Source organism: Micromonospora sp. NBC_00617, assembly GCF_045161355.1.
GTDB lineage: Bacteria > Actinomycetota > Actinomycetes > Mycobacteriales > Micromonosporaceae > Micromonospora.
Genome location: NZ_CP107751.1, coordinates 5758737 through 5780772, shown reverse-complemented (window position 1 = coordinate 5780772; position 22036 = coordinate 5758737). Strand labels below are relative to the sequence as shown.

Sequence of the window (22036 nt, the reverse complement as noted above, 5' to 3'; positions counted from 1 at the left end):
GGGTCAGACCGCGAAGGTGGCCGGCCGCTCGGTGGCCGGGGCCGGCGGGCGGGCCTTCCACAGACCGGTCTTCTGACCGGCGAGCCGGGTCAGGTAGGCGGGGTTGAGGATCACATAGCGGCGCCAGAGTCGTTTCGGCTCCAGACCGAGCCGCCAGAACCACTCCAGGCCGGCGCGCTGCATCCACGGCGGGGGCTGGCGCAGCAGCCCGGCGTGGTAGTCGAAGGCCGCGCCGACCGCCATCAGCGGCATGTCGAGCAGCGGGCGCATGGCGTACGTGAAGACCTCCTGGCGCGGGCAGCCGAGCCCGACCAGGACGAGCCGGGCGCCGCTGGACCGGATCCGGTCGGCGATCTCGGCGTCCTCACCCGGCTGGACCGCACGGAACTTCGACGGCTCCACACCGGCGATCTTCAGCGCGGGGAACATCCGCTCCAGCGCCGGGATCAGCTTGGCCAACGTCTCCTCGGTCGAGCCGTACAGGTAGACCGGCAGCCCCTCGTCGGCGAAGCGGGAGAGCACGTGCAGGGTCAGCGTCGGCCCGTAGACGCGGTCGGTGAGCCCGGCGTGGTGCAGCAGGTTGAGCGCCCAGCGCACCGGCTGTCCGTCCGGGGTGACCACGTCGAAGGAGTTGAGCCGGGCGTTGTGCGCGGGGTCCAGCACACCGGTCATCACGCCGTGCACGGCCAACGCGGTCAGCGCGAGTGGCCGCCGCTCGTGCGCCGCGGTCACCACCGCGTCGGTCGCCGTGGTGTAGTCGGTGGCGTCGACGAGGACGCCGAGCACGTTGCGCTTGGTCTTGGCCGTCATGACTGTGGCACCCACTTGTCCACGTTGGCCTCGTAGATCTCCCGCAGGATCGTCGGCACGTCGTACGTGATCTTCCACTCCGGGTACTGCTCCTCGAACCGGGCCATGCTGCTCACGTACCACTGGTGGTCGCCGGTGCGGTTCTGCTCGACGTAGTTGATCTGCGCCTCGCGGCCGGTGATCTCCTGGGCGATCGCGAACGCCTCGATGTGCGAGGTGTTCGAGTGCCGGCCGCCGCCGAGGTTGTAGACCTCGGCGGAGCGGGGCGACCGGAAGAACGCCTCGAACGCGGTCAGCACGTCGTGGGAGTGGATCGCGTCGCGGACCATCTTGCCCTTGTAGCCGAACAGGTTGTACGTCCGGCCTTCCATCACGCAGCGCATCAGGTAGGCCAGGAACCCGTGCAGCTCGGCGGCCGAGTGGGCCGGGCCGGTCAGGGTGCCGCCCCGGAAACAGGCGGTCTTCATGTCGAAGTAGCGGCCGTACTCCTGCACCATCACGTCCGCGGCGACCTTGGAGGCGCCGAAGACCGAGTGCAGCGAGTGGTCGATCGACATCTCCTCGGTGATGCCCTGGTACCAGCGGTGGTCCTCGGGCAGCTCGTACCGGGTCTCCAGCTCGGTCAGCGGCAGGCTGTTGGGCCGGTCGCCGTAGACCTTGTTGGTCGAGCAGTGGATGAACGGCGCGTCGATCGCGTGGCGGCGGGTGTTCTCCAGGATGTTGAGCGTGCCCCCGGCGTTCACGTCGAAGTCCGTGTACGGCTCCTTGGCGGCCCAGTCGTGGCTCGGCTGGGCCGCGCTGTGGATCACCACGGCGATGTCCGAGCCGTACTTCTTGAACACCTGCTCCAGACCGTCCCGGTCCCGGATGTCCACAGCGAAGTGGGTGTAGGAGTTACCCAGGTCACGGCCGAGCCGTTCCAGGCTCCACGAGGTGGAGCCGTCCTCGCCGAAGAAGTACCGACGCATGTCGTTGTCGATGCCGACGACGTCCAGACCGAGGCCGGCGAAGTGCCGGACCGCCTCGGAGCCGATCAGACCGCCCGACCCGGTCACCAACGCGACACTCACACGCCACTCCTGGTCCATCGGAGGCAGAAACCATCGGAGCATAGCGTGACGCCCGGCCCGCCCCGATATGACGGAAGGGCCCCGCGATTCGCGGAGCCCTCGTCTTTTGGTGGGGATGGGGGGAGTTGAACCCCCACGCCCTTTCGGGCACACGGACCTGAACCGTGCGCGTCTGCCATTCCGCCACATCCCCGTGGCACGACCCGGGACACTGTACTCGCCCCGGACCCGCTGTCTCCAACAGGCCCCGGGAATACTACGCTGTCCCAGACGCTCGCCACGAGCGGTTACCGTTCGTGGCGGACGAAAGATTAGCACGGCGGTCCCGGTCCTTCCGAACGGGCCAGGAGCAGCCGGCCGAGCGGCGTGTGAGCTGCGCGCGCGCCGGCCGGATACCATCATGTCCTCGGGACCCGAGGAGGAGCCGGTGAGCGTGCTGCAACGCTTCGAGAAGCGTCTGGAAGGCCTGGTCGAGGGGGCCTTCGCCAAGGTCTTCAAAGGGGTGGTCCACCCCGTGGAGATCCTCAACGCCATGCAGCGGGAGGCCGAGGCGCACAAGGCGATCCTGGCCGGTGGGCGCACGTTGGTGCCCAACCGCTACGTGATCGATCTCTCGCCGTTCGACCACAGTCGTCTGGCGCCGTACGCCGCCGCGCTGGCCCAGGAGTTGGCCCAGTCGCAGGCGGAGTTCATCGGCGAGCAGGCCTGGACGGTCTACGGCGACGTGATCGTCGAGATCGAGCGGGGCGAGGGCCTGGACACGGGGATGTTCCGGGTCACCGCCGAGGTCTACACCGGCGGCGAGGTCGCCCCCGTGTCGGCACCCGGCTACGACGCCGGCCCGCCCGCCTACCCCGCGTACGACCAGGGTGGCGGCTACGGCCCGCCGCCCGGGCACGGTGGCGGCCGCAACGTGCGGCTGGTCTCCGGTGACGGCCGCACCTACCCGCTCCAGATGGGGTCGACGGTGATCGGTCGCGGCGACCAGGCGAACCTGCGCCTGCCCGACGTCGGCATCTCCCGGCGACACGCCCGGCTGGATTTTGATGGCGGCCAGGTTGTGCTGACCGATCTGGGCTCCACCAACGGCACCATGGTCAACGGGCAGCGGGTCTCCGCCGTCGCCCTCAACCCGGGTGACATGGTCCAGCTCGGCACCACGACGCTGACCTTCCGCGTGGACGGCTGAGCCGCCTTGCCGGCACTGGTCATCACCGTTGCCCGGTTCGGGTTCCTGATCCTGCTGTGGATCTTCGTGTTCACAGTGGTCGGCGTGATCCGTCGGGATCTCTTCGCGGGGGCCCGGTCCGGTCGCCTGGTGGCGGCACCACGCGCGGTTGGCGCCTCGACGGGGCAGGCGGCCAAACCGGCGAAGGTGAAGCGGGGCAGGGCGGCCCACCAGTTGGTGGTCACGGCAGGTCAGCTGGCCGGCACCCGCATCACCCTCGGTGAAGCGCAGATCACCATCGGTCGGGCCGAGGACTCCACCCTGGTCATCACCGACGACTACGCCTCCGCGCGGCACGCGAGACTCGTGCCGCGCGAGGGTCAGTGGTTCGTCGAGGACCTCGGCTCGACTAACGGCACGTACCTAGATCGCGCTAAGGTCACCGGACCAACCCCCGTACCCCTCGGCGTGCCGATCCGGATCGGCCGCACTTCCCTCGAATTACGGCCATGACTCTGACCCTGCGCTATGCGGCCCACAGCGACCGCGGTCTGATCCGTGACGGCAATCAAGACTCCGTCTACGCCGGGCCGCGGCTACTCGCCGTTGCCGACGGCATGGGCGGCATGGCCGCCGGTGACGTCGCCAGCAACATCGTCATCGGTGCCATGGCGCCGCTCGACGAGGACGTCCCAGGGGACGCTCTCGTCGACGCGTTGCGTTCGGCCGTGGGCACCGCCAACCAACAGCTCCGCGACACGGTGGACGCCAACCCGCAGTTGGAGGGGATGGGCACCACGCTGACGGCGACCCTCTTCTCCGGCAGCAAGCTGGGGATGGTCCACATCGGCGACTCGCGGGCCTATCTGCTGCGCAACGGTGAGTTCGCCCAGATCACCAAGGACGACACGTACGTCCAGATGCTCGTCGACGAGGGCCGCATCAGCGCCGAGGAGGCGAGCAGCCACCCGCAGCGGTCGCTGCTGACCCGGGCCCTGGACGGCCGGGACATCGACCCGGAGTACTCGGTGCGCCAGGTGCTGCCCGGCGACCGATACCTGATCTGCAGCGACGGCCTCTCCGGCGTGGTGAGCGCCGAGACCATCGGCGAGACCCTGCGGGAGTACACCGACCCGCAGCAGTGCGTCGAGCGGCTGGTGCAGCTCGCGCTGCGCGGCGGCGGTCCGGACAACATCACCGTGATCATCGCCGACGCCACCGACCACGACATCGTCGAGGCCACCCCGATCGTCGGCGGCGCCGCCGCCCGGGACCGGGGCATGGCCACCTCCGCCGACGACTCCACCCCGGCCGCCCGGGCCTCCGCGCTCTCCGCGCCGCGTCCCGCCGCGCCCGAGGAGCCCAACGCGTCGGACGACGAGCCGGAGCGGCCGAAGCGCCGGCCGGTGCGGACCGCCGCGATGGCGCTGGCCCTGTTGGTGATCGTCGGTGGTGCGGCCTTCGGCGGCTGGACGTACACCCAACGCCAGTACTACGTGGGCGCCACCGAGGAGGGGCAGGTCGCCGTCTTCCGTGGCATCCAGGGGCAGATCGCCGGGATGGACCTCTCGACCGTGCACCGCACCAGCGGCACCCGGTTGGACGACCTCACCGTCGCCGCTCAGGACACGGTCAAGGTGGGCATCCGGGCCAAGAACGAGCCGGACGCCGAGCGCCAGCTCGCCGAGCTGACCAGCGACACCCCGACCAACCCCAACCTGAAGCCGATCTGCCCGCCCGACACGGGCGCGGTGACCGGCACGCCGACGCCCACCCCGCCCCCGACCCCGCCCGCGACGTCCCCGACGCCGAACGCCAGCCCCAGCCCCGGCGCGTCGGTGAACGGGGTCGTCACCGCGAGCCCGACCAACGCGGCCACCGCCGGCGGGACCGATCCGACCACCACACCCGACGCCACGCCCTCCGACTCGGCCTCGCCGGCGCTCGACCCGGCCGGCTGCCGGTCTCCCGAGTGAGCGTCGGCTGAGATCCCAAGGACTCCACCCGTGACCGTAGCGGCCACACCGGCACCCTCGCCCGCCACCACGGGCGGGGAGTCCGGCGTACGTCTGGCCCGGTCCCGACGCAACGCCGAGCTGTCCCTGCTGCTGCTGGCCATGGTGCTGGTGGCCGCGTACATGGCGACCGTCGAGGCGAACCTTCTGGACACGGTCACCCCGGACTTCTGGATGCCCGCCGCCGCGCTCGGCGCGGTCTTCCTCGGCCTGCACCTGGTCATCCGATTCCTTGCCCCGTTCGCCGACCCGGCTCTGCTGCCGGCGGTGGCCCTGCTCAACGGCCTCGGGGTGGGCTTCCTGCGCCGGATCGACCTGGGCGAGGCCGCCCCGGTCGACCGGGAGGATCTGGCCACCTTCGCCGGCATCGGCGGCCGGCAGCTCGCGTGGACGCTCGTCTCGGTGATCCTCGCCGCGGGTCTGCTCGCCATCATGCGTGACCACCGTTCGGTCTCCCGGTACGCGTACACCCTGGGGCTTGCCGGCATCGTGCTGGTGATGCTCCCGGCGGTGCTGCCCAGCAGCATCTCGGAGATCAACGGCGCCAAGCTGTGGATCCGGGTCGGCGGCTTCTCGCTCCAGCCGGGTGAGTTCGCCAAGCTGGCGCTGCTGGTCTTCTTCGCGTACTACCTGGTGCGCAAGCGTGAGGTGCTCTCGCTGGCCAGCCGGCGGTTCCTCGGTATCGACTTCCCGCGCGGGCGGGACCTCGGCCCGGTGGTCGTGGTCTGGCTGATCAGCCTCCTGGTGTTGGTCTTCGAGAAGGACCTGGGCACCTCGCTGCTCTACTTCGGCATGTTCGTGGTGACGCTCTACATCGCCACCGAACGGGTCAGTTGGCTGCTCATCGGCCTGGTCCTCTTCTTCGGCGGCGCCTACCTCGCCTACGTCCTCGGCTCGACCGTCGGTGGGCCGTTCGCCAACTTCTACCTGCGTGCCGAGATCTGGCTGGATCCGTTCGCCGATCCGCACGCCAAGGGCTACCAGCTCGTCCAGGGCCTGCTCGCCCTCGGTACGGGCGGGCTCTTCGGCGCCGGGCCGGGCGGTGGTCAACCGGACATCCTGCCCGAGGTGCAGAACGACTTCATCTTCGCCGGCATCGGTGAGGAGATCGGCCTGTTCGGCCTCTCCGCGCTGCTGGTGGTCTACCTGCTGATCGTGGAGCGGGGCCTGCGCGCCGCCCTCGCGGTCCGCGACTCGTTCGGCAAGCTGCTCGCCGGCGGTCTCGCCTTCACTCTGGGCCTGCAGGTCTTCGTGATCGTCGGCGGCATCAGCAAGCTCATTCCGCTGACCGGCCAGACCACCCCGTTCCTGTCCGCCGGTGGTTCGTCGCTGATGGCCAACTGGCTGCTCATCGCGGTCCTGTTGCGGGTCTCCGACGGGGCCCGACGGCCGGTGACCGGCGGTGCCGGCAAGGCGACCCGGCCGGCGGGCGGGCCGCCCGAGCAGTTGCATGGTGCTCCCACGGAGGTGATCAAGCCGTGAACGCACCCCTGCGCCGTGTCGGCGTCGTCGTCATGGTCCTGTTCGGTCTGCTCTTCGCCAACCTCAACTGGATTCAGGCGTACAAGGCCGACGAGTACCGCACCAGCGACTACAACGGCCGGGTCCAGGTCGCCGACTACAAGCGCAAGCGCGGCAACATCGAGGCCGGCGGCACCGCGTTGGCCACCAGCAAGGAGACCACCGGCAAGCTGAAGTTCCAGCGCATCTACCCGGGCGGCGCCAAGTACGCCCACGTGCTCGGCTACAAGCCGGTCAACCTGGCCGACACCGGCATCGAGCAGGTGGAGAACGACTTCCTGGCCGGCACCAGCGACCAGTTGATCGGCGACCGGTTCAAGGACATGTTCACCGGCGACGAGACCGGTGGCGGCAACGTGCTGCTCACGCTCTCGAAGCGGGCGCAGGACGTGGCGTACGACCAGATGCGCAACAACCAGGTGGGTGCGAAGAGGGGCGCGGCGATCGCCATCGACCCGCGTTCCGGCGCGGTGCAGGCACTGGTCTCCATGCCCAGCTTCGATCCGAACCCCCTCGTCAGCCACAACACGACCGAGGCTTCGGCGGAGATCAACAAGCTGGAGCAGAACCCGGACGGTCCGCTGAAGAACCGCGCCCTGTCCGAGACGCTGCCCCCGGGCTCCACTTTCAAGATCGTGGTCGCCGCGGCGGCACTGGAGAACGGCGTCACCAAGACGACCCCCATCCCGGCCGGCTCCAGCTACACCCCGCCCACCTCGGGCAGCCCGATCCGCAACGCCGTCCCGTCGATCTGCCCCGAACCGCAGGTCACCCTGCTGGAGGCGGTCACCGAGTCCTGCAACACCGGCTTCGCGCAGCTCGGTGTGCGGCTCGGCGCCGACAAGGTCAAGGAGAAGGCCCGCCAGTTCGGCTTCGAGCAGGAGGACCTCACCGTCGGCCAGCTCGGCGAGGGTGGTCTGCGCACGGCGGCCAGCCGGACCGGCGACATGCAGAACCCGGACGGCAGCACCGACCCGGCCGCACTGGCCCAGTCCTCGATCGGCCAGAACAACGTCCGGATGACGCCGCTGCAGGGCGCGATGATCGCCGGGTCGGTCGCCAACGGCGGCAGCCAGATGCGGCCGTACCTGGTCCGGCAGCTGCTCGCCCCGGACCGGACCACCAGCTACTACACCGCCAAGGCGCGGGAGCTGCGTCAGCCGATCAGCGGTCCGGTCGCCGGCGACCTACGCGAGATGATGGTCAGCGTGGTCCAGAAGGGCACCGGCCAGAAGGCGGCGATCAGCGGCTACACCGTCGGCGGCAAGACGGGCACCGCGCAGTCCGCCCCGGACCGGCCCGACCACGGCTGGTTCATCGGTTTCGCGCTGGACAAGAACGGCAACCCGGTCTCCGCGGTGTGTGTCGTGCTGGAGCAGGCCGGCAGCGGCGGCAGTGCCGAGGCGGCCCGGATCGGCGGCCAGATCATGCGGGCCGCCATCGCCGATCCCGGGGGCCGCTGACATGCTCAGCCCCGGCGTCCAGCTCGGCAACCGCTACCGCCTCGACGAGCGGATCGCCAGCGGCGGCATGGGCGACGTCTGGCGTGGCACCGACCAGGTGCTCGGCCGGACGGTCGCGGTGAAGAGCCTGCTCCCCGCGCTGCTCGACGACCCCGACTTCGCCGAGCGGTTCCGGGGCGAGGCCCGGACCATGGCGACCATCAACCACCCCGGCGTGGTGGACGTCTACGACTTCGGCAACGACCAGCAGATCGCCTTCCTGGTCATGGAGTACGTCGAGGGCGACGCCCTGTCGTCCACGCTGAGCCGGGTCGGTCGACTCACCCCGGCCCGGACGATGGCGCTGGTCGCGCAGGCCGCCGACGCGCTGCACGCCGCGCACGAGAAGGGCATCGTGCACCGCGACGTGAAGCCGGGCAACCTGCTGGTCCGGCCGAACGGCACGCTGGTGCTGACCGACTTCGGCATCGCCCGCTCCGACATCGTCGGCCAGCTCACCGCCGCCGGCTCGGTGCTCGGCACCGCCTCGTACATCTCCCCGGAGCAGGCCACCGGTCAGGTGGCCACCCCGGCGTCCGACGTGTACGCGCTCGGCGTGGTCGCCTACCAGTGCCTCGCCGGCCGGCGACCGTTCGAGGGCGACAACCCGCTCGACATCGCGATGCGGCACGTCCGGGAAACGCCCCGGCCGCTGCCGTCCGACATCCCGCCGCAGGTCCGGGCGGTGGTGGAACGAGCGCTGGCCAAGGATCCGGCCGCCCGCTGGCCGAGCGCCGCCGCGCTCGCCGGGGTGGCCCGACAGCTCAAGGCCGCGCTGTCTCAGCAGGCCCGGGCCGGCGGTCACTCCGCGCCCATCTCCGGGGTGCCGTCCTCACCCGCCGCTCCCGGCCGCGCCCAGGTGCCGCAGGCGCAGCAGCTCCGCCCGCCGGCCGCCCCGCACCGGCAGCCTCCCGTCGGGCAGCGCCCGACGACTGTCGCGCCGGCCCAGCAGCCCCGCCCGACCGCTGTCGCACCGGCCGTACCGCACGCCCGCCCGCCGGTCGCTGCGGCCGGCTACCCGCGCGGCGCCGCGGCGGTGCCGCCGGCACCGACCCGGCAGGAACACCCACCGGCGTACGCCCGGCAGGCCGGCCCGGCGCTGCCGGCGCCCGAGCCCCGCGGGTCGCGACCCGGGATGGTGCTCCTCGCCGTCCTGCTGGCCTTACTGGTCCTACTCTGCTCCGGCGTGATTTCCTACAACCTGCGGAAGCAGTCGCAGGCCGGTGCGGCCGGGGCAGCTCCACAGACCGTGACGTCCGGCGCGCTGCGGCTCGACGGACGCGACGATGCGACCCGGACGTCGTACCGTCGTGAGGTACGACTCCGGCCGGATGACGGCGGGACGACGACGAGCGAAGGACGACAGACGCGATGACAGCGCAGGCCCGCCTGCTCGGTGGCAGGTACCAGGTCGGCGAGCTGCTCGGCTACGGCGGCATGGCCGAGGTGCACCGCGGTCGCGACCTCCGGCTCGGTCGGGACGTCGCGATCAAGATGCTCCGCACCGACCTCGCCCGGGACGCGACGTTCCAGATGCGCTTCCGCCGGGAGGCGCAGAACGCCGCATCGCTCAACCACCCGGCGATCGTGGCGGTCTACGACACCGGCGAGGAGACCGCGCCGACCGGCGAGACGCTGCCCTTCATCGTCATGGAGTTCGTCAACGGACGGACGTTGAAGGAGGTCCTCGGGGCCGAGGGCCGCCTGCAGCCGCGCCGTGCGCTGGAGATCTGCGCCGACATGTGCGCGGCGCTGGAGTTCAGCCACCGGCACGGCATCATCCACCGGGACATCAAGCCGGGCAACGTCATGCTCACCCAGACCGGCCAGGTCAAGGTGATGGACTTCGGCATCGCCCGGGCGCTGGCCAGCGGTGCGACCACCATGACGCAGACCAGCGCGGTGATCGGCACAGCTCAGTACCTGTCGCCCGAGCAGGCGCGCGGTGAGGCCGTGGACGCCCGCTCCGACGTGTACGCGGCCGGCTGCGTCCTCTTCGAGCTGGTCTGCGGGCACCCGCCGTTCGTCGGGGACAGCCCGGTCAGCGTCGCGTACCAGCACGTGCGGGAGACTCCGCCGACGCCGAGCGACATCAACCCGGACGTCACCCCGGCGGTCGACGCGATCGTGCTCAAGGCGCTGTCGAAGAACCCGCTCAACCGCTACCAGAGCGCCGGCGAGATGCGGGCCGACCTGCTGCGCGCCGCCGCCGGCCGGCCGGTGCTGGCCACTCCGGTGCTGCGCGAGGCCGAGACGGTGGCGATGGCCCCCGCCGGCGGCGGTGGCGGCTACCCGCCCGCCGCCTCCGGCCCGCAGACCCGGCAGATTCCGGCCCGGGTCGGCGATCCGCGTCAGCGCAAGGCGTCCTCCTGGCTGATCGCCCTGTTCAGCGCGGTCGGCGTGCTGGCGGTGATCGCCCTGGTCGCCGCCCTGCTGTGGAATCAGCAGCAGGGCAAGGACCTGAAGTCGGTCCCCACCCTCGCCGGAAAGACGCGGGACGTCGCGTTCGCCGAGATCAACAAAGCCGAGCTCAATCCGGTGGTCGGCGAGCCGGTCCTGAACAGCACCTGCGCCGAGGGCACGGTGGTCGGCCAGAACCCGCAGCCGAACGCTCGCCTGAAGCGGGCCAGCACGGTCACCATCCAGCTCTGTGGCGGCAAGCCCGACGTGGCTGTCCCGCCCGGCCTTGAGGGCAGCAAGGAGGAGAGCGCCGTCGCTCGCCTCAAGGAGGTGAATCTCGGCGCCACGATCAAGCCGGTCGACAGCCCGGAGAGCGAGGGCATCGTCGTCAAGGTCAGCCCGCCGGAGGGCCAGAAGGTGCCCGAGGGCACGAAGGTGGTCCTCGAGGTGTCGAAGGGCAACGTCCGTGAGGTGCCGGACGTCGTCGGGCTGAACGTGGACGAGGCCACCCGCAACCTGCGCAACGCCGGCTTCGTGGTGAGCGTCCAGCCTGGCCCGGAGGTACCGGCGGACCAGGCTGGCAAGGTCACCGACCAGAGCCCGAACGCCAAGGAGCTGAAGGCGAGCCGCACCAAGGTGACCATCAAGGTGAGCCAGCCGAAGGAGGTCGAGGAGACGGCCAGTCCGCCGGCGACGGCGACGCCGACGCCGAGCGGCACGCCGACGACGCCGGGCAGCGGCGGTGGCTCCGGCCAGCCGATCTTCCCGCCGCCGGTCCGGCTCTCCGAGGAGTAGCCGTCCGCGCCTGGGTGCGGAGCCTCCGGCCGGGCTCCGCCGTCGATCGTCCGAGGACGGGCCGGTGGCGTCGGCATCTGCTGCGCGGGGTTGCCGTGGGCGTGGTCGTGCTCGTCCTGAGCAGCGTCCCGTGGCTGTGGACGACGTTCCGAGCGCGCGGGCACACGTACGGCGAGGCGGACGCTCCCGCTGCCGACGTCGTGATCGTCCTGGGTACCGCCGTGACTGCGGACGGGCGGCAGCCGGGCGAACGGCTGGTCGGCCGCCTGGAGACCGCCGCCGAGCTGGTGCGTACCGGGCGGGCCCGGGTGGTGCTGGTCTCCGGCGACGGGGGCGGCACCTCCGGCGACGAGCCGACGGTGATGACCGCGTATCTGACCGAGAAGCTCGGCGTGGATCCCCGGCGGCTGGTGGCGGACCCGTTCGGCCTGGACACGTACGACAGCTGCGCCCGCGCGAAAGACGTGTACGGCGTCGAGCGCGCACTGGTCGTGACGCAGTCGTATCACCTGTCCCGGGCGGTGACGCTCTGTCGACACCTCGGCCTCGACGTCGACGGGGTGGCCGCCCGCTGCGATGGTTGCGGGCGCGGTCTGCTCGCCCGCAAGGCGGCCCGCGACTACGTCGCCAGCGGCAAGGCGGCCTGGGACGCGGTGCGCGACCGGCCGCCCGCGGTCCGGTCGTCGGTGAGCCCCGCCGTGCGGGACGCCCTGCGAAGCTGACCGGCCGGTGCCGGTCTACGCGGTGGCGAAGGCAGCGAGTCGCCGGGCGTCGACCTCGGCGGCCAGCGCGGGGGCACGCTCCAGCGCCTCCGGGTGGCCGCAACCGGCCAGCCAGTTGGCGAGCATCAGGTGACCGCCCTCGGTGAGCACCGACTCCGGGTGGAACTGCACGCCCTCGATGGGCAGGGTCCGGTGCCGCATCGCCATCACCACACCGGAGCCGGTCCAGCCGGTGACCTCCAGCTCGTCGGGCAGCGTCTCGGGGAGCACGGCGAGCGAGTGGTAGCGGGTGGCGGTGAAGGGGTCGGGCAGGCCGGCGAGCACGCCGACCGAGTGGTGCCGCACCTCGGAGGTCTTGCCGTGCAACAACTCGGGGGCCCGGGTCACGGTCGCCCCGAAGGCCTCGCCGATGGCCTGGTGGCCGAGGCAGACGCCGAAGATCGGCAGCTCGCCCGCGTACTCGCGGATGACGTCCGGGCAGATGCCGGCGCGGTCGGGGCTCCCCGGCCCGGGTGAGAGCAGGATGCCTGCCGCGCCCACCCGGCCGACCTCGGCGACGTCGATCTCGTCGTTGCGGCGGACGTCGCAGTCCACGCCGAGCTGGCCCAGGTACTGCACCAGGTTGAACACAAAAGAGTCGTAGTTGTCGATCACCAGAACGCGCATGGTCACCTGCTCGGGGAGGGCGGCGCGGAGTTGTTCTGGTCGGTGTCGTACGGCAGCTCGTGCTCGTCGCCGGTGGGGGTATCCCCGGTCACCGCGTCTCCGCCGCCCGTGTCGCCGGGGACGCCCGAGTCCTGGGTGACCTGCACGTCGTCGAAGGGCAGCAGCGGCTCGGCCCACGGGAAGGCCACGTACCAGAGCAGGGCCACCGTGGCGGCCGCGAGCAGCACCGAACCGATCAGCTTGCCGGCCAGGCCGAACGGGAACTTGCGCCAGATGAAGGCGTACATCGGGTCAGCCCCCCAGCTCCGCCGGGCGGCCCGCCGACTTGGGCTGGGTCCGGTCCAACTCGGCGTGGATGATCAGGCGCTGGTAGTTGTCGAACTTCGGGTTGCAGGTGGTCAGCGTGAGCATCCGCTTGGTCGCCTTCTTGCTCGGCTCGCCGGGCACGGGTGCCACCACCTCGACCTGCGTGGGCTTGACGATCCGGGTCTGCGACACGCGATAGACGTACCAGTCGGTCTTGCCCTCGACCACGATCGGATCGCCCTCGTCCAGCTCGTCCAGTCGCCAGAACGTGGCCCGGTTACGGTGGCCGGCGACGGAGAAGTTGCCGATCTGGCCGGGCAGCGCGCTGGTCGGGTAGTGACCCGGAGCGTATCGGATGTCCTTCTGGGTGACCCCCTCGACCACCACCCAGTTCTTGTCGAGCTTGGGGATGTAGAGGCCCGCGATCGGCTTGCCGTGCACCGGCGGGGACGGCTTGGCGCTCGGGGCGGCTGACGGGGCGACCGTGGGGTCGTCGTTGGGACCCCAGACCTGGGCGAGCTCGTTGCTGAGGTCGTTCTGGTGGGCGTCGACGATGGCCGACTTGCCCCAGATCTCGTAGCCGGCGAAGAGCAGCACCACCAGGCCGAAGGTGATCAGCACCTCGCCGGTGACGCGGATGCCGGTGCGCAGCCGGGAGGCGAGCGACGGGCGGGTGAGCTCCGAGTAGACGCTCTTGTAGCCCTCGCCGGTCTGGTGCGGCCGGAGTTGGATCACCCGCTCGCCCCGACGGGGTCGGGGAGGCTCGCCGGCGCTGTCGTCCGCGCTGGCCGGCTCATCCGGCGTCGACGTACGGGGGACGGCGCCCATCAGCGCCGTGGAGTCCATGGCCGGAGGCCGGGGCGCCGGCCCGGACGGTACGGCGGGGATGAGGGCGGTGGCATTCGGGTCGGCGGGACGGCCCGGCCCGGTTGGAGAGACCGGGGCGCCCGCCGCGCTGCTCGGGCGTGCGGGACCCGCGCCAACCTTCGGGAGGAACGCGGTCGGCGCATCGCCACCGGACTGGGTCGCACCGCCGGGAGGAGTCGAGGCGCCGACCGGGCCGCTGGCGGTCGCCGGGGGGGTCGGCGCGGCGCCGGGCGCTGGGACGCGCGTGGGGTCGTTGCCCGGGTCAGCCGGCCGGACCGGCCCCTGCGAGGGGGACGCGGTCGGTCGGCCGGGAGCGGCGGCGGGGGGCTGGCCGGACCCGCCGTGCGGAGCTGGGCCGGTCGCCGCGGCGCCGGGCCAGGGCGGCGGCGCCGCCGGGCGCGGGTGGTGTGCAGCGCGCTGCGGGTCGGGCCGGCCGGCGCTGGGCGGGGCCGGGTGGTCGGCGCGCGGGCCGGAGCCGGGACGGCCCACCTGCGGCGGGGCGGAGCGGTCGGCCGGGGGCGGGCCGGCGGCGCTCGGCGGCTCGGGAGCTGCCGCCGGACGGGGCGCCCGTGACCGGCTGGGCAGCACCGGCTCGGGCCAGTTGCCGGTCCGCGCCCGGCCCGGCGTCGGCTCGGGTCGCTCCGGCGTCGGCTCGGGTCGGTCGACCTTGGGCAGGAAGGCGGTCGGGTCGTCCGCCTGATCCCGGTGTCGCCCGTCGCGGCGGTCGTCCGGGCTGCTCACCTGGGCACCGTCGCCGAGCGCAGCGCGGTCGAGTCCTCGAAGGCCTTGATGGTCACCGTGGAGACGGACTCCTTGTAGCCGAGTTGGTAGTCGTCGACTGCGTCCTTGAACAACCGGACTCCCTCAGAGCTGGCGAGGGCCTGCTGGAGGGCAGCGGGATCGCCGATTGCTACGATCTTGAACGGTGGGGAGTACACCCGACCGTGGAGCAGCAGGGTGTTACCGACGCAGCGTACCGCGCTGGTTGCGAGCACGCGGACGTTCATGATTGACATGGCCTCCGCTCCACCTGCCCAGAGCGCGTTGACCACGGCCTGTACGTCGCCCTGGTGTACGACCAGGTCGTCGTTGGTGGCGTCGGAGTGTGCCTCGTTGTCGTGCTGGGGCGCGTCGTTCAGCTCGACAGTCACGGCTGTGCCGGTGACGGCGGTGAACCCGGCCGCCTTGAGGCTGCCCTGGGCGCGGGCCTGCTGGGCCTTGATCGGGGCGTCCGAGTCGGCGAGTGTGTCGGTGCGTTGCTGGACCTCGTCGCGCAGGGTGGCAGCGCGACGTTCGCTCGCCTCGACCTGCTGCTCGCGTTCCTCGATGAGCTGGTTGAGCTGGGGCCGTCGGTCCTCCCGGAGAGCGGTGCCGCCCGCCGTGGTCGCGGTGGTGGTGAAGAGCAGCCCCGCCGCGGCGGCGATCAGGGGCACGCCGATCGACCAGCCGGGGCGCCGCTGGCGTGGCCGCCGGGGCAGCAGCCCGGCGACGGCCCGTCGGAGGACCTTCTGCCAGGAGGCGGCGCCGGATGTGTACTCCACCGAGCGTTCCTTCCGCGTGTCGGGGATCGGTTCGTGCCGGCCGGGCCGGGGATGCGAACAGTCCCGCCCTTTTCGGTCACTCCATGTACCTGCCTGACCCCATTCGTGGTCCAGGCGGCCGTTCGGGACTACGCTAGCTGTCGAACATTATTGGCCATGAACCGTCGCCTCCGCGTCCGGTTGTCAGGCCGGACGAGGTCGTCACCCCCTCTGGAGAGCGCCGTGCCCAAGTCTCAGGTCCGCAAGAAGAAGGTGTACACCCCGCCGACGGACGTCCGTCCGACGACGACGGCGGCGTCGCGCAAGCCTAGCCCGGTGTGGCTGCCGGTCACCGCGGTCGCCCTGATCGTCGCGGGCATCGGCTGGCTGGTCGTCTACTACCTCTCCGAGCAGGAGTACCCGGTCGCCTCGTGGCACTACTGGAACCTCGCGGTCGGCTTCGGCGCGATGGTCGCGTCGCTGGTGCTGCTCTCGCGCTGGCGCTGAGCCTCTCCCGCTGACGCTGACGCTGGGCCTGGCTTGGGCGCCGCCGCGCCGAAGGATCCAGGTCACCCGCCACGCCCCTGCCCGGCGAGACCGGGCGGGGCACCCTATGGTGTCCGCAGGCAGCGTGGCCTACTGCGAGATGACTCACGTTACTGCTGGGTAACCTTGCGCGTAGGCTGCACTGCATGACCGAGCGGAGCGAGGTCATCGACCGGTCCGGTCGCAGGTGTGGCAGCGGCGCGACGCTGGCTTCGTCCTGCTCCGGTCCCGGTTGCTGAACCGCTCGACAGGCAGCAGACCGGGGAGGCCAACTCGATGGGCAGCGTCCAGATCGTCACCACGATCCTCGCGGCCGGCATCACCGCCGTGGCGGTGTGGCTGGCGGTGCGCGCGGTCATGAAGATGACGGCCGTCATCCGGCTGGGGCAACCCGCTCCGGAGCGGTTCGCCGACAAGGGCGCCCGCACCAGGAAGATGCTGGTGGAGACCGCTGGTCACACCCGCATGCTCAAGTGGGGCGTGGTGGGTGCCGCGCACTGGTTCGTGATGGTCGGCTTCATCGTGCTGTCGCTGCTGGTGCTCGAGGCGTACTTCGAGGTGGTCACCCCGACCGGCGGCCTGCCGATCATCGGGAACTGGACGATCTTCGGCCTGGCCACCGAGGTCATCACCGTGCTGGGCCTGGTCGGCATCCTGGTGCTGATGGCGATCCGGCTCCGCAACCGGCCGAACCGGCCGGGCGGGCGGTCCCGGTTCACCGGATCGACCATGTGGCAGGGCTACTTCGTCGAGTGGATCGTGCTGCTGGTCCTGATCTTCGGATTGGTGATCCGCGGCTTCAAGGTCGCCACCGACCATTTCGAGTACCCGTTCTGGGCCACCCCGGTCAGCCACGCCGTCGGCGCGGTGCTGCCCGACTGGTCGGACGGGGCCAGCGTCGCCGCGCTGATCAAGATCGCCATCTCGATGACCTGGCTGATCGTCATCTCGCTGAACGTCACCATGGGCGTCGCCTGGCACCGCTTCCTGGCCTTCCCCAACATCTTCTTCAAGCGCGAGCCGGCCAAGTCGGCCGGTTCCGGCCTCGGCGCGCTGCGCCCGATGACGAGCCAGGGCAAGCCGCTCGACTTCGAGGAGGCCGACCCGGAGAAGGACCAGTTCGGCGTCGCCCACGTCGAGCAGTTCAGCTGGAAGGGCCTGCTGGACTTCAGCACCTGCACCGAGTGCGGTCGCTGTCAGTCGCAGTGCCCGGCCTGGAACACCGGCAAGCCGCTGTCGCCCAAGCTGCTCGTGCTGAGCCTGCGCGACCACGCGTACGCCAAGGCGCCCTACCTGCTGGCCGGTGGCGGCAAGGACCTGACCGGCGAGGAGAAGGCCACCCAGGCGCAGCTCGCGCACCTGGACGTGCTGGCCCTGGCCGAGGCCGACAAGCCGTTGATCGGCACCGCGGAGGAGGGCGGTGTCATCGACCCGGACGTCCTCTGGTCCTGCACCACCTGCGGGGCCTGCGTCGAGCAGTGCCCGGTGGACATCGAGCACGTCGACCACATCGTCGACATGCGCCGCTACCAGGTGCTGATCGAGTCGAGCTTCCCCTCCGAGGCCGGCGTGATGCTGCGCAACCTGGAGAACAAGGGCAACCCGTGGGGCGCCCCGCAGAACACCCGCGAGGACTGGACCAAGGGCTTGGACTTCGAGGTGCCCCGGGTCGGCGAGGTGGACGACTTCGAGTACCTGTTCTGGGTCGGCTGCGCCGGCGCGTTCGAGGACCGGGCCAAGAAGACCACCCGCGCGGTGGCGACGCTGCTCAACGAGGCCGGCGTGAAGTTCGCGATCCTCGGCGAGGGCGAGACCTGCTCCGGTGACCCGGCGCGGCGGATCGGCAACGAGTTCGTCTTCCAGATGCTCGCCCAGCAGAACGTGGAGACGCTGAACGAGGCGTTCGAGGGTCGGGAGAAGGCCAAGCGCAAGATCGTCGCGACCTGTCCGCACTGCTTCAACACCCTGGGCAACGAGTACGGTCAGCTCGGCGGCGAGTTCGAGGTGGTCCACCACACCCAGCTGCTGGCCCACCTGGTGTCCACCGGCAAGCTGACGCCGGTGCAGCCCGTCGACGGCGGCGTGACGTACCACGACCCCTGCTACCTGGGCCGGCACAACCGGATCTTCGCGGCCCCTCGCGAGGTCCTCGGGGACGCCATCGAGGGCGAGATCACCGAGATGCCGCGCAACAGCGAGCGCTCCTTCTGCTGCGGCGCCGGCGGCGCCCGGATGTGGATGGAGGAGAAGATCGGCAAGCGGATCAACGTGGACCGGGTCGAGGAGGCCATGGCCACCGGGGCGAAGACCGTCGCCGTCGGTTGTCCGTTCTGCTCGACGATGCTCAACGACGGGGTCAACGGCAAGGGTGCCGGCGAGCAGGTCGAGGTGATCGACGTGGCGAGCGTCCTGCTGCGCTCGGTCAAGCCGGAGCAGCCGCGGGGCGACAAGGAGTCCGCGCCGGTCGCCGGCTGAGGCGCATACACCTCGGATCTGAACATCGACGGCGGTGGCCCCTCCAGGGGCCGCCGCCGTCGTGCAAGAATCTCGCCGAGGTGAGGCGACATCGACGGCCTGCTCTTGACCACGCTGCTGCCGCTGGTCGGCTTCGTTGCGCTGACCGCCGGCAACGCGTTCTTCGTCGCGGCCGAGTTCGCCCTGGTCACGGTGGACCGGGCGGAGATCGACCGCCGGGCCGCCGCCGGCGACCAGGCCGCCCTGACGGTCCGCACCGCGCTGCGTGAGCTGTCCTTCCAGCTCTCCGGGGCGCAGCTCGGCATCACCATCACGGCGCTGCTCACCGGCTACCTGGCCGAGCCCGCCCTGGCCCGGATCTTCACCCCGCTGCTGCGCCCGGTCGCCGGGGACAGCACCGAGCGTTTCACCCCGTTCCTGGCGCTGGCTCTCGCCACGCTCATCTCCATGCTCTTCGGCGAGTTGGTGCCCAAGAACGCGGCGCTGGCCCGACCGATGCCCGCCGCGCTGGCCACCGCCGGGCCGATGCACACCTTCTCCCGGACGTTCGGCTGGGTGATCCGGGGCCTGAACGGCTCGGCGAACCGGCTGGTCCGGGCGCTCGGCGTGGAGCCGCAGGAGGAACTGGCCAGCGCCCGCTCACCGGAGGAGCTGGGCCTGCTGGCCGCCATCTCGGCCCGCGCGGGCGCGCTGCCGACGGACACGGCGATGCTGCTGCGCCGCACCATCCGGTTCGGCGACAAGCGGGCGGCCGAGGCGATGACGCCGCGGGTCGACGTGGTGGCGCTGCGTGCCACCGCCACCGTGGCTGAGCTGCTCGAGGAGTCCCGGCGGACCGGACGGACCCGCTTCCCGGTGTACGAGGAAACCCTGGACCTGGTCACCGGTGTGGCCGGCGTGCCGGACGCGCTGGGCGTGCCGTTGGCCGCGCGGGCGTCGACCATGGTCGGGTCGGTGGCCCGGGAGCCGGTGTACGTGCCGGAGAGCCTGGACCTGGACGGCGTGCTGGCGGCGTTGAAGGCGGCCGGGGCCGACCTGGCCATCGTGGTCGACGAGTACGGCGGCACCGACGGCGTGGTGACGATCGAGGACCTGGTCGAGGAATTGGTCGGGGAGATCGCCGACGAGTTCGACCCGGCCAGTGTGGACGACACCGGGCCGGTCGAGCTGACCGTGCCGGGCGGGGAGCGCACGGTGCTGGTCGACGGGGTGCTGCGCTCCGACGAGTTGGCCGAGCAGACGGGCTTCCGGCTGCCCGAGGGGCCGTACGAGACGTTGGCCGGCTTCCTGCTGGCGCGACTGGGGCACATCCCGCTGGCTGGCGAGACCGTCGACGCGGACGGCTGGGAGTTCACCGTGGTGGAGGTGGAGCGGCACCGGATCGAGCAGGTCCGGGTGCTGCGACCGGCAGAGCCGGACACCGATGACTGAGCTGCTGGTGACCGTGCTGTTGCTGCTCGGCAACGGGTTCTTCGTGGGGAGCGAGTTCGCGCTGATCGCGTCCCGGCGGACGGTGATCGAACCCCTGGCGATCGGTTCGAAGCGGGCCCGCTGGGCGCTGTCGGCGATGAACCAGATCCCGTTGATGATCGCCGGCGCGCAGCTCGGCATCACGGTCTGCTCGCTGGGCCTCGGGGCGATCGCCGAGCCGGCGCTGGCCCATCTGCTGGAGTCGCCGTTTCACGCCGTCGGCCTGCCCGAGCGCGCGGTGCACCCGGTGGCGTTCGTGCTGGCGCTCGGCATCGTCGTCTTCCTGCACACGGTGGTCGGCGAGATGGTGCCGAAGAACATCACGCTGGCCGGTCCGGAGGTCTCCGCGCTCTGGCTGGGTCCGGCCATGCTGGCCTTCTGCGTGGCCACCAAGCCGTTGCTGCTGGCGATGAAGTGGGCGGCCCGCCGGGTGCTGGCGTTCTGGCGGATCGAGGCGACCGAGGCCGTGAAGACGGTGTTCACGGCCGAGGAATTGGCTGGGCTGGTGTCGCAGGCGCGTACGGAGGGGCTGCTCGACGCCGAGGAGCACGCCCGCATCACCGGGGCCCTGGCCCTGCACACCCGGACGGCTGCGGACGCGTTGCAGCCGTGGTCGACGGTGGTCACGGTGGCTGAGGACGTCTCCCCGGCGTCGCTGGAGGTGCTGGCGACCAGGACCGGCCGGTCCCGGTTCCCGGTGGTGCAGCGGTCCACCCGGCGTGTACTGGGCTTCGTGCACGTCAAGGACGTGCTCGGGTACGCCGGGCAGGGTCGTCGGGCGCCGGTGCCGGCCCAGGTGTACCGACCGCTGGCGGTGGTGCCGCCGGAACGTACGCTGGCGGATCTGCTGCTGGCCATGCGCCGCGAACGGCGACACATGGTGCTGGTCAGCGACGGTCGGCGTCCGCTCGGTGTGGTCACGCTCGACGATGTATTGACCGCAATCGTTGGCTAATTGACCAACACCCTTGGTGTGCAAGAGGTTGCGCGACAGTGACGGTGGCTCGGCTCGCCTTGATTCCGGCCCAACGCTTCCCTAATGTGGGGCACCGACCGCTGTGGGTCGTCTGCCTCGGCCCTTCCCTCACGCGAGGCGCCCGGCGGTCGGTTGCAAAGGAGTCGGTGCCGGTGGCAACCATGCCCCCTCATCGTCACGCCCCGGGACTGTCCGTTCGGCCGGGCGGTCTGCGTCGGGTCGCCCACCGTCTGCTCGTGCTGGTCGCCGCTGCCGCGGTCGGCGCCGGAATGCTCGCCGTGCCGGCCCAGGCCGAGCCCACGGTCGACGAGATCGAGGCGCAGATCGACAAGAAGTGGGAGCAGCTGGAGCCCACCATCGAGCAGTACAACAAGGTGCGGGCGCAGCTGAAGGTCAACCGGAAGAAGTCGTCCGACCTGCAGAAGAAGATCGAGCCGCTGGCCCTGCAGAGCGAGTTGGCGCTCAACCGGGTCGGTGACCTCGCGTCCCGCTACTACATGTCGGGCCCGTCGCAGGAGATCGGCGCGCTGCTGGTCAGCGCCAAGCCGGACACGCTCACCGAGCAGCTCACCCTCCTCGACCGGCTGGCCGCGCAGGAGCGCAAGCAGGTCGAGGGCGTGCTGGCCGTGCGGGCCAAGTACGACAACGAGAAGCAGAAGCTCGACGCGTTGATCGTCACCCAGACCAAGCAGCAGAACGAGCTGGCGGCCAAGAAGAAGCAGATCGACGTCGAGATCAAGCAGCTTGAGGCGTCGATGCCCAAGACCACGGTCAAGACCGTCGGCTGCCCGACCATCAACGGTGTGCTCGCCGTGGCCGCCCAGAAGGCGATCAAGACCGCCTGCCAGCAGGTCGGCGATCCGTACGTCTGGGGCGCCACCGGCCCGAACTCGTTCGACTGCTCGGGGCTGACCCAGTACGCCTACAAGTCGGCCGGGATCTACCTGACCCACCACACGGGCGACCAGTGGAACGAGGGTAAGGCCGTCTCACGAGCCGACGCCCGCCCCGGTGACCTGGTCTTCTTCTTCTCCGGCCTGAGTCATGTCGGGCTGTATCTGGGCAACAACCAGATGGTGCACGCCCCCCGGGCCGGCAAACCGGTGCAGGTGTCCAGCATCAACACCATGCCGGTCGCCGGGTTCCGCAGACCCGGCTGATCCCCACAGGCACGACGACGGCCCCCGGTCACCCGACCGGGGGCCGT

Annotated in this window: 19 protein-coding genes and 1 tRNA gene; 13 read left to right on the top strand and 7 right to left on the bottom strand. The window is 71.1% G+C overall.

Features of this window, described 5'->3' with window-relative positions; all coding sequences use genetic code 11:
• Positions 1-3: 3 nt before the first annotated feature.
• The 3 genes from OG505_RS26630 to OG505_RS26620 form a co-directional block, all read right to left on the bottom strand.
• A complete protein-coding gene (locus OG505_RS26630) occupies positions 4-810 on the bottom strand; it encodes a WecB/TagA/CpsF family glycosyltransferase (RefSeq protein WP_405428645.1) in 807 nt (268 codons plus the stop codon).
• The gene (locus OG505_RS26625) at positions 807-1922 is read right to left on the bottom strand and encodes an NAD-dependent epimerase/dehydratase family protein (RefSeq protein ID WP_405428643.1); all 1116 of its coding nucleotides are present in this window, start codon (positions 1920-1922) and stop codon (positions 807-809) included. The genes OG505_RS26630 and OG505_RS26625 overlap by 4 nt, the downstream gene beginning before the upstream one ends.
• Before the next feature lie 65 nt (positions 1923-1987).
• Positions 1988-2073: transfer RNA gene (locus OG505_RS26620), tRNA-Leu, on the bottom strand.
• A gap of 207 nt (positions 2074-2280) precedes the next feature.
• Here OG505_RS26620 and OG505_RS26615 point away from each other — a divergent pair.
• The 8 genes from OG505_RS26615 (at position 2281) to OG505_RS26580 (ending at position 12003) form a co-directional block, all read left to right on the top strand.
• Positions 2281-3069 (top strand): DUF3662 and FHA domain-containing protein, encoded by a 789-nt coding sequence (locus OG505_RS26615; protein ID WP_007454122.1) that lies wholly within the window; start codon positions 2281-2283, stop codon positions 3067-3069.
• Positions 3070-3075: 6 nt separating this feature from the next.
• Positions 3076-3561, top strand: a complete 486-nt coding sequence (locus OG505_RS26610; RefSeq protein WP_007454124.1) for an FHA domain-containing protein — start codon at positions 3076-3078, stop codon at positions 3559-3561.
• Positions 3558-5024: a protein phosphatase 2C domain-containing protein gene (locus OG505_RS26605; RefSeq protein ID WP_405428641.1), complete on the top strand. Its 1467-nt coding sequence runs from the start codon at positions 3558-3560 to the stop codon at positions 5022-5024. The genes OG505_RS26610 and OG505_RS26605 overlap by 4 nt, the downstream gene beginning before the upstream one ends.
• A gap of 30 nt (positions 5025-5054) precedes the next feature.
• Positions 5055-6545 carry an FtsW/RodA/SpoVE family cell cycle protein gene (locus OG505_RS26600; protein ID WP_405428640.1) on the top strand — a complete coding sequence of 497 codons (1491 nt, stop codon included), beginning with the start codon at positions 5055-5057 and terminating at the stop codon, positions 6543-6545.
• Positions 6542-8047 (top strand): peptidoglycan D,D-transpeptidase FtsI family protein, encoded by a 1506-nt coding sequence (locus tag OG505_RS26595; RefSeq protein ID WP_405428638.1) that lies wholly within the window; start codon positions 6542-6544, stop codon positions 8045-8047. Before OG505_RS26600 ends, OG505_RS26595 begins: the two co-directional genes overlap by 4 nt.
• Before the next feature lies 1 nt (position 8048).
• On the top strand, positions 8049-9461 hold the full coding sequence (locus OG505_RS26590) for a protein kinase domain-containing protein (RefSeq protein ID WP_405428636.1): 1413 nt from the start codon (positions 8049-8051) through the stop codon (positions 9459-9461).
• Positions 9458-11281, top strand: a complete 1824-nt coding sequence (pknB, locus tag OG505_RS26585; RefSeq protein WP_405428634.1) for a Stk1 family PASTA domain-containing Ser/Thr kinase — start codon at positions 9458-9460, stop codon at positions 11279-11281. The genes OG505_RS26590 and pknB overlap by 4 nt, the downstream gene beginning before the upstream one ends.
• Positions 11282-11376: 95 nt before the next feature.
• The gene (locus tag OG505_RS26580) at positions 11377-12003 is read left to right on the top strand and encodes a vancomycin high temperature exclusion protein (protein ID WP_405428632.1); all 627 of its coding nucleotides are present in this window, start codon (positions 11377-11379) and stop codon (positions 12001-12003) included.
• A gap of 15 nt (positions 12004-12018) precedes the next feature.
• On the opposite strand, the gene OG505_RS26575 is transcribed toward OG505_RS26580, so the two are convergent.
• The 4 genes from OG505_RS26575 to OG505_RS26560 are packed head-to-tail and all read right to left on the bottom strand — an operon-like array spanning position 12019 to position 15383.
• Positions 12019-12669, bottom strand: coding sequence for an aminodeoxychorismate/anthranilate synthase component II (locus OG505_RS26575; RefSeq protein ID WP_405428631.1), 651 nt, complete (start codon positions 12667-12669; stop codon positions 12019-12021).
• Positions 12670-12671: 2 nt separating this feature from the next.
• On the bottom strand, positions 12672-12956 hold the full coding sequence (locus OG505_RS26570; RefSeq protein ID WP_405428629.1) for a hypothetical protein: 285 nt from the start codon (positions 12954-12956) through the stop codon (positions 12672-12674).
• 4 nt (positions 12957-12960) lie between these two features.
• Positions 12961-14583, bottom strand: coding sequence for a class E sortase (locus OG505_RS26565; protein ID WP_405428627.1), 1623 nt, complete (start codon positions 14581-14583; stop codon positions 12961-12963).
• Positions 14580-15383, bottom strand: a complete 804-nt coding sequence (locus OG505_RS26560) for a DUF881 domain-containing protein (protein WP_405428626.1) — start codon at positions 15381-15383, stop codon at positions 14580-14582. The genes OG505_RS26565 and OG505_RS26560 overlap by 4 nt, the downstream gene beginning before the upstream one ends.
• Before the next feature lie 222 nt (positions 15384-15605).
• On the opposite strand from OG505_RS26560, the gene OG505_RS26555 reads away from it, so the two are divergent.
• The 5 genes from OG505_RS26555 to OG505_RS26535 all read left to right on the top strand — a co-directional run bounded on the left by OG505_RS26555 (position 15606) and on the right by OG505_RS26535 (position 21989).
• Positions 15606-15869, top strand: coding sequence for a cell division protein CrgA (locus tag OG505_RS26555; RefSeq protein ID WP_405428624.1), 264 nt, complete (start codon positions 15606-15608; stop codon positions 15867-15869).
• Between the two features lie 315 nt (positions 15870-16184).
• On the top strand, positions 16185-18383 hold the full coding sequence (locus OG505_RS26550) for a (Fe-S)-binding protein (RefSeq protein ID WP_405428622.1): 2199 nt from the start codon (positions 16185-16187) through the stop codon (positions 18381-18383).
• Between the two features lie 105 nt (positions 18384-18488).
• Entirely contained in the window at positions 18489-19814 is a 1326-nt protein-coding gene (locus OG505_RS26545; RefSeq protein WP_405428620.1) for a hemolysin family protein, read from the top strand.
• Entirely contained in the window at positions 19807-20808 is a 1002-nt protein-coding gene (locus OG505_RS26540) for a hemolysin family protein (RefSeq protein ID WP_405428618.1), read from the top strand. The genes OG505_RS26545 and OG505_RS26540 overlap by 8 nt, the downstream gene beginning before the upstream one ends.
• A gap of 167 nt (positions 20809-20975) precedes the next feature.
• Positions 20976-21989, top strand: a complete 1014-nt coding sequence (locus OG505_RS26535; RefSeq protein ID WP_405428616.1) for an NlpC/P60 family protein — start codon at positions 20976-20978, stop codon at positions 21987-21989.
• Positions 21990-22036 lie beyond the last annotated feature (47 nt).

Coding starts and splice junctions, on each gene's coding strand:
- OG505_RS26625 (WP_405428643.1), bottom strand. CDS start 1,922: ATGCTCCGATGGTTTCTGCCTCCGATGGACCAGGAGTGGCGTGTGAGT.
- OG505_RS26590 (WP_405428636.1), top strand. CDS start 8,049: ATGCTCAGCCCCGGCGTCCAGCTCGGCAACCGCTACCGCCTCGACGAG.
- OG505_RS26630 (WP_405428645.1), bottom strand. CDS start 810: ATGACGGCCAAGACCAAGCGCAACGTGCTCGGCGTCCTCGTCGACGCC.
- OG505_RS26605 (WP_405428641.1), top strand. CDS start 3,558: ATGACTCTGACCCTGCGCTATGCGGCCCACAGCGACCGCGGTCTGATC.
- OG505_RS26540 (WP_405428618.1), top strand. CDS start 19,807: ATGACTGAGCTGCTGGTGACCGTGCTGTTGCTGCTCGGCAACGGGTTC.
- OG505_RS26550 (WP_405428622.1), top strand. CDS start 16,185: ATGGGCAGCGTCCAGATCGTCACCACGATCCTCGCGGCCGGCATCACC.
- OG505_RS26615 (WP_007454122.1), top strand. CDS start 2,281: ATGTCCTCGGGACCCGAGGAGGAGCCGGTGAGCGTGCTGCAACGCTTC.
- OG505_RS26570 (WP_405428629.1), bottom strand. CDS start 12,956: ATGTACGCCTTCATCTGGCGCAAGTTCCCGTTCGGCCTGGCCGGCAAG.
- pknB (WP_405428634.1), top strand. CDS start 9,458: ATGACAGCGCAGGCCCGCCTGCTCGGTGGCAGGTACCAGGTCGGCGAG.
- OG505_RS26575 (WP_405428631.1), bottom strand. CDS start 12,669: ATGCGCGTTCTGGTGATCGACAACTACGACTCTTTTGTGTTCAACCTG.